At 40.2% G+C, this 6,631-nt stretch carries 7 protein-coding genes; 3 read left to right on the top strand and 4 right to left on the bottom strand.

Translation table 11 applies throughout. The features are described 5' to 3' along the window. Nucleotides 1–379, bottom strand: a 379-nt coding sequence (locus tag ACOMHB_RS25740; RefSeq protein ID WP_448218877.1) for a hypothetical protein, incomplete at its 3' end; no start/stop codon positions are given. A gap of 651 nt (nt 380–1,030) precedes the next feature. Here ACOMHB_RS25740 and ACOMHB_RS25735 point away from each other — a divergent pair. The 3 genes from ACOMHB_RS25735 (at nt 1,031) to ACOMHB_RS25725 (ending at nt 3,910) form a co-directional block, all read left to right on the top strand. After that, complete coding sequence (locus ACOMHB_RS25735) at nt 1,031–1,429, top strand: hypothetical protein (protein ID WP_422139147.1); 399 nt, start codon at nt 1,031–1,033, stop codon at nt 1,427–1,429. Nucleotides 1,430–1,595: 166 nt separating this feature from the next. Next, a complete protein-coding gene (locus ACOMHB_RS25730) occupies nt 1,596–2,474 on the top strand; it encodes a protein kinase family protein (RefSeq protein WP_448218572.1) in 879 nt (292 codons plus the stop codon). A 383-nt stretch (nt 2,475–2,857) separates the two neighbouring features. Continuing rightward, complete coding sequence (locus ACOMHB_RS25725) at nt 2,858–3,910, top strand: RING finger protein (protein ID WP_448218573.1); 1,053 nt, start codon at nt 2,858–2,860, stop codon at nt 3,908–3,910. A gap of 204 nt (nt 3,911–4,114) precedes the next feature. Here ACOMHB_RS25725 and ACOMHB_RS25720 read toward each other — a convergent pair whose 3' ends face one another. The 3 genes from ACOMHB_RS25720 to ACOMHB_RS25710 are packed head-to-tail and all read right to left on the bottom strand — an operon-like array spanning nt 4,115 to nt 6,612. After that, complete coding sequence (locus ACOMHB_RS25720; RefSeq protein ID WP_448218574.1) at nt 4,115–4,765, bottom strand: DUF29 domain-containing protein; 651 nt, start codon at nt 4,763–4,765, stop codon at nt 4,115–4,117. Beyond that, complete coding sequence (locus tag ACOMHB_RS25715; protein WP_448218575.1) at nt 4,755–5,321, bottom strand: DnaB-like helicase C-terminal domain-containing protein; 567 nt, start codon at nt 5,319–5,321, stop codon at nt 4,755–4,757. Before ACOMHB_RS25715 ends, ACOMHB_RS25720 begins: the two co-directional genes overlap by 11 nt. A gap of 55 nt (nt 5,322–5,376) precedes the next feature. Further along, nucleotides 5,377–6,612 carry an RNA-binding domain-containing protein gene (locus tag ACOMHB_RS25710; protein ID WP_448218576.1) on the bottom strand — a complete coding sequence of 412 codons (1,236 nt, stop codon included), beginning with the start codon at nt 6,610–6,612 and terminating at the stop codon, nt 5,377–5,379. Nucleotides 6,613–6,631 lie beyond the last annotated feature (19 nt).

Genomic DNA, 6,631 nt, shown 5'->3' with positions numbered 1-6,631 from the left:
TCCGTAAACTACAGACATCAATATGTGAATGGTCATAACATTTATACTTTTTTTTGCTTGCTCCAGCTTCAGTATCTTCTTCAGAAGCTTTTCCTTCATCATCACTGCTGTCACTAAATCCACCCAAAGCATAGTCACTATCATAATTATGATAATCAGGGCCTTCGACTACTGCTGATCCTTGATTACGACCAAGATTGGCTCGGCCCAGATAATAAACTTTATCAGTGTTGAAGTGCGTCCGAAAATATTCAGTCAACAATTGCAAAACAGACGTAAAGTAAGCCTTACTCCTGGCCCCCATTTCAATGAAATTTGATGGTCGGAGTCTCATATCAGGGGGAGTATTCACTGCAGTAATTTGGAACCTGGCGGTCACTCTCAGCTGACCATCAACAGTCTGCTCGTCAATTCCCAGAAATCCGTCAGATGAATGGTGATCCCTGTTAAATGACCATAATGAAAACTCTTCAAGATTGAAAAGGCTTCTGGAGGAGCTCCCCCCTATAAAGGTTTTGAACATTTGCATGAGCGCTAATTCTGTCAAAGGCAGGTAAGCGTCGTATCTGTCATCTCCGGAATAGCCTGTACAAGGAAGCATCATGGTAACCAGGACTAACACTAACCGAATACCTTGCTTCATGTTATCGGGCCTTTCTCAGCAATGCGCTCATTGAACTTGAGTTCGATTTAAAAAAGACAAGAGCCCCGGCGATTTAACCATCTTTCGGTTGCAGACTATAGATAGCTGACAGGGCTCCTGCGCCTATGATGAGTGTATTCTATGATGTTGATGGTTTCTGTCTGGTTTTAAACAAGAATGACATAAACAACCAACATGCAATACCAAAAGACCTCCTGTTATATCGAAAACCCGCCGTATCTGGCGACAGAAACTTTAACCAGCTTCCAACCATGATCTATGGACTTGTTTCTTTGGTTGCTTTGATGATGGTCATTTTTATTTGGAACCTTCTGGGCTGGGTGTTGTCTAATTTTTTTAAGGTTTCACAAAAAGGGTCTAGAGTCCATGAAAAATAAATTTACGCTAATGATATTGATGGCAACACTGGCAATTAGTGCGGAGGCTGTATCTGAAACTTGCGATATAGTTTTTGCTCATAATAGAGTGAATATAAGCACTCTTGATAAAGCTGAACTACTGGCAGCTCTTTATAATAGAGCTAAACCTCAAGGATTGGGAATGCTCCACTATGATCCTGCTCCAATGACTGTAGATCAAGCCAAAGAGCTATTAAGCAAGCGAGCTTCTCATGAATTATATTTTGATTATCTCGCTGGGCGTGTAATGAAAATTGATATTAGTTCTGATGTTATGAAAACACGTTTATACAACAGGGATAATGGAGAAAATGCAGCAGAAAAGGTAGCTTGCGCATTAAAACCATCCAAAAAAGATGAGTTCTGACATTAGAAATCCTATCAAATCGCCTGTTATTACGCAGCCATTTGAATCCAATATGTTTATTGGGTTCAAATGGTTTTTCATGTTTTAGTAGCATTCGTTATTGATTGCAACATGACGCCAGTTTCAGAGTCTGTGCCACAGGGATGAATTAAATCAGGGAGTTAATATGGATATTTCAGGCTTAGCCTCTAAAAGGATGAAAATTGATGTACAAAGTAAAAGTGAAGATAAGTGTTTTCATGGCTTTGCACAGGGATGTATACCAAAAGCTCATATGTTCGAGTTTAAAGATAAAATTGATGGTGGCGCATGCGGTGATGTGTATCGGTCAAAGTGCGTAACTGAACGTAAATGTGATATAGCCATAAAAGTTATTCCTTTGATAGGTTGGAAAGCGGAGAATGCTATTGATGAGAAAAAGACGATACAAACCTTAATAGCCAATCCCCACCCTAATATTGTTGAATACTTTGGCGTTCTGGAAGAAGATGACAAAATGTACATTGTGATGGAATTAGGGAAAAGCAACCTCTATCAATTTTTAGATGAAAACTTCTCAAAATTATCAGTTTCACAATTTCATGAAATTATTTTCCAAGTTCTTGAGATTTTAAATCATCTTGAGTCGATAAGTGTTACGCAAAGGGATTTCAAACCTGAAAATATGATTTGTCTGAAAAATAAAATAAAATTAATCGATTTTGATAGCGTCCATAAAAAAGGAACACGTTTTTATGAGCCTCCATCATCACGCCTTATCAATGCTGCACTATTTTTATCAAAAATACAGTTGAAAATAAAATGTGGCGCTCTAAACGATAAATATTACGAGTTAACTTATAAGTTTAACGATGCTTGCTTCTCAGATGATTTCAACGAGTCTGATGCAAAAGCTTTATCTGAGGATCCTGATATCTGGCATGATCAGCTTCCTTTAGAAACACGACAATTATTAAGCAGAAGTTTCATTAATGAAGAGTCTAAGCAAAAACAAGTTATAAAAATGCGAGACAAAATTTCACCCAGGAGCGAGCTTGTTTTTTAGAACCTGTAACCTTTGCAGTAAGGGTGGCGAACACAACATGCCAACCCTTTGCCTGTATTTGTTATCCTGGCAGCCCCGCCGTCAGCGACAATGTTGATAGAATTTCGAACGAGAATAGAGCAACTAAAATAGTGCTATCTCCGATCACAGCCAAGGCTAGCGTGGATTTTGGCTCGTGAATCATCCACTGGAAAAATAGAAAAAACTTTCACACTTCTTCCGACTAATGCCAAAGGCAGTCGACTGGATTTTTTTTTAGGCTTTGCTATATACTCTGAACACTTTTGATTTAGTAAATAAAAATGCGTTTACTTACCTTTTGCCTATGTTTTTACTCAAGCACTTTGTTTGCTTATTTCGAAGAAATTCACATAGAGAATATTGTGAGAATTAATTCTGTATTGCTCCCAGTTATAACAACCATTAATTACTTACAGCTTAAGGAGCACTATAATCTGGGATTCGATCAGAATATCAGGCCTTTTCACCTTACGACGTTGTCAGTAATTTCAACAATTCTTACGAAAGACTACCTGATTGATAGAATATTTGCTTCAAGACATCTTGATCGTAATTCCAGATCACTGAAACCAAAAATTATTAAAAGTAATTATGCTTATGGCATCATTTTAGAATTTGAATTACTGAATAAAACATTATTGCAAAGTGAAAATAATTCAGACTGTATTCAGATATTGAACAATTCAATTATTTACCCTGTTTCTATTGACGGAAAATTAAAGTTAAGCATAGATTTAAAAAACATATCATCAGAGCATAACCTCATGCATTTAGATTCAACATATGGCCAAAAAGGGGATTGGTGGTTTGAAACTTCATGCATGTCAAATAAAGATAAAAATTTAGAAAAAGAGGAAAAAGCAGAAAAAGCAGTTAGTGTTCTTAACAGGTTTGTTTTAACAAATGTTTGCATTGAGCTAAAGAATCCCGAGAAATTATTGCAAATTGAAATTTTATCAAAATACAGTCTAAACGTAGTGACGGGAGAAGGGCTCAGTAAGTTTATGACTATCAATATGGGTAACAAACGAGCAAAAACCCAGCTGTTAAATATTTGTAATTTACAGCATGGGTACTTTGAACTTTACCATAGCAATGAGCCTGATATTAAATCAGCGTTGCAAGATTACATCTTGAACTTACATTTTCTGGAAGCTGATAACGAGAGAGAAAAGAGCTGGTTGAATACATTGTACATTTTAGGTCATTCTTTTGGCTATGGAATTGTTACTTACGTGTTTTCATATTTTGTTGACTACGCAAGCTTTTATCTTTTGGCTGAAAGTTGTGCAATTTGTTTAAACCAAGTCCAATACCCGGGAGCATCAGCTTGTGTGTACCACTGGTTTTGCACACTGTGTTTAAGTAAAGCGAGAGCAGAACATCCTCGAAGCTGCCCATTATGTGGTATATAAATGCCTCACGCTTGTAGCAAGGGTGGCATACACAGTGAGCCAACCCCTTATATCCTCACCGACATGCCCAAGAATTTGTCGCAGATTTTCCTTCCTCTTACTTTTTCCTACTTTTTCTTGTAGAAGGTTCACGCTATTGACTCAGCCATTGGGTGTAGTCGGTTTTGTATAAATCAGTCATTGTCAGCCTCCGGCAGCCAACCTTCAGTCGTCGATATTGACGCCATTTAGCGGATACCAGTCTTCAGTCATTATTTGCTCGTAAGACCACGGGCACTGATCCGGGAAACTATTTTCATTTAACTTTTGATTTTTATTAACATAAATATTCATTTCTTTAATCGCATCTTTTTTACCGTCAGGATATGTACTGTTTAGTACATCTTCTATTTGTGGTTTTAGACAAGGATTATCCGCAATAAGTTTGTTAATGTTGTTTCTTGATCTGTTGATAGTAATTAACCATACCCTTGGTACTCTTTCAGTTGCTACAGTGCCTATTAATACACTTGTTTGATAATCACATTTCAGAAGATGAGTTATCAAAGTAGCTAAACGATTTTTTAACTCACGAATATGGTCCTTAATGCCCAACTCCAGCTCCCCCATCAAATTCTCTATGTCAAGCTGGTCAAACTGTCGCTGAGCAAGTAGCTCCCGCTGTAGGGTAAGCCATTGGTGATAATCTTTGTCATACAAGTTTTCCATAAATACCTCCATTGCCCTAACACTGTAGGCAATTAACAGAAGGGAATCAAAATGAATTACCAAAGCACAGATGCCTTTTTCAATATCGACAGACCGGGTCCAGTCTCTGCACGCAAGAGCGTTAATAACTTCCTGCTTATTCATCATCAAAATTGACATAAGCATCGGGGGCAAGATTCTCAAACCGGGTGTACTGGCCAATAAAGGCCAATCTTACTGAACCGATAGGGCCGTTACGCTGCTTACCAATGATGATCTCACCAATACCCTTAAACTCGGTATCCGGGTTATAGACCTCGTCACGGTAGATAAACATGATGACGTCGGCATCCTGCTCAATCGCTCCGGATTCACGGAGGTCGGAGTTGACCGGACGCTTGTTGGGGCGTTGCTCCAGAGACCGGTTAAGCTGAGACAGCGCAATCACCGGTACGTTGAACTCCTTGGCGATGGCTTTCAGGGATCGGGAAATTTCCGAAATTTCGTTGGTACGACCTTCGCTGAAACCGGGAATCTGCATCAGCTGCAGATAGTCGATCATAATCATGGCCATGTCACCATGCTCACGAACCACACGACGGATACGGGAACGCATTTCTGAAGGACTGATGCCTGCGGTGTCATCAATAAAACAGCTGTGAGCCAGAGTCTTAATTTCGTGTTCAGAAAGCTTTTCCCTGCCAAAAACGGGCAGCGTCCTCAAATGAGCGCTTACTGCCCAACAATATGTCGCAGATTTTCCTTCCTCTTACTTTTTCCTACTTTTTCTTGTAGAAGGTTGTCTTGAGGTAGTCTTCCGTTAGTTCAAAGTGCGGCTCGTTCCCGTTATATTGTTTCAGGAGAGGTACGATTTTAGTTCGCACACCCATTCCCCTGGCATCGACATAGCCGTAATCCCTGAGAACCTCAACTACAATAGGATTTCTCGGAGAGCGCTGACCCGCCAACATTTTTTCGATGGTCATAGAATTCTGTAAAGTGCCGGGGCTGATTAATTCCAGACGGTCATTATAGATACCTATTTCAATATCGACAGACCGGGTCCAGTCCCTGTGCGCAAGAGCGTTAATAACCAGTTCCCTTACAGCTGCTTTAGGGTAGTACCAGCGCCTTTCCCTGCGAAAGTGACTGTCTATTTCTCCAGACTCTTCGCTGATATAGGGTTCAATCAGATCAACGAGCCTCTCAATAAGCCCAAAGTGCATCTCTGACAAACGACGCTCACCCGCTTCATCTTCTTTCCAGAGTCCAACCAATGGAAAATCCAATATCTTGTCAATCTTCGATTGATAGGTTTTATCTTCTCCATCAAACGCAACTACCCTGATTCCGGACTGCCTCAAATAACGTCTGGGGGAAGTACCAAACAATACCATACCCGCAACAGTACAAACTGGAGAGCTGATACCCTCAGCCATAAACCCTAATCCAATTAACCGATTAACCCATGAAGACTTATTCTGGGGAATATCAGGGTCTGCGAGAACATTTTTCAGATAATCAGACAGTCGTTCATGATCCAGAGAGTTATAGCTGGAGCCTGCTACAGGCAAAGCTTCGGTATGGAGCATTCCGCCGCTGGCAAACAATCTTGCCTGTTGCTCTCTTGTGGCTCTTCTGGATGTTGAACCAACCCGAATAAAGACATCTTCACGGCCTTTATGCCTTAACACATAGGGTTTTGATACCCCTTCCGTAAAGCTGACCACAGCAACACGGTTATCAGAATCAAGCTGAACTTCTTCGTAGTAAGGCAGTAACATGGGATGAACTTTATCTGCAATAGCGTTCATCACCCATTCTTCTAGTCTGTCTCGTGCTATACCGCTAATGGAGCCGTCATCTTCCACACCCAGTAGCAGCATACCTCCTTTGAGGTTAGCCATCGCTACTACTTCTTCAGCAAGCTGCTCAGGACGAATATCATCTCGCTTGAATTCAACGCCTGAGTTTTCGCCATTGGCAATAATTTCCAGTAGCTCTGATTTGCGCATATTCAATTAAATCCGTACT

The organism is Endozoicomonas sp. 2B-B (assembly GCF_053470045.1).
Note: the sequence above shows the minus strand (reverse complement) of the source record. Positions and strands in the feature narration are given on the sequence as shown.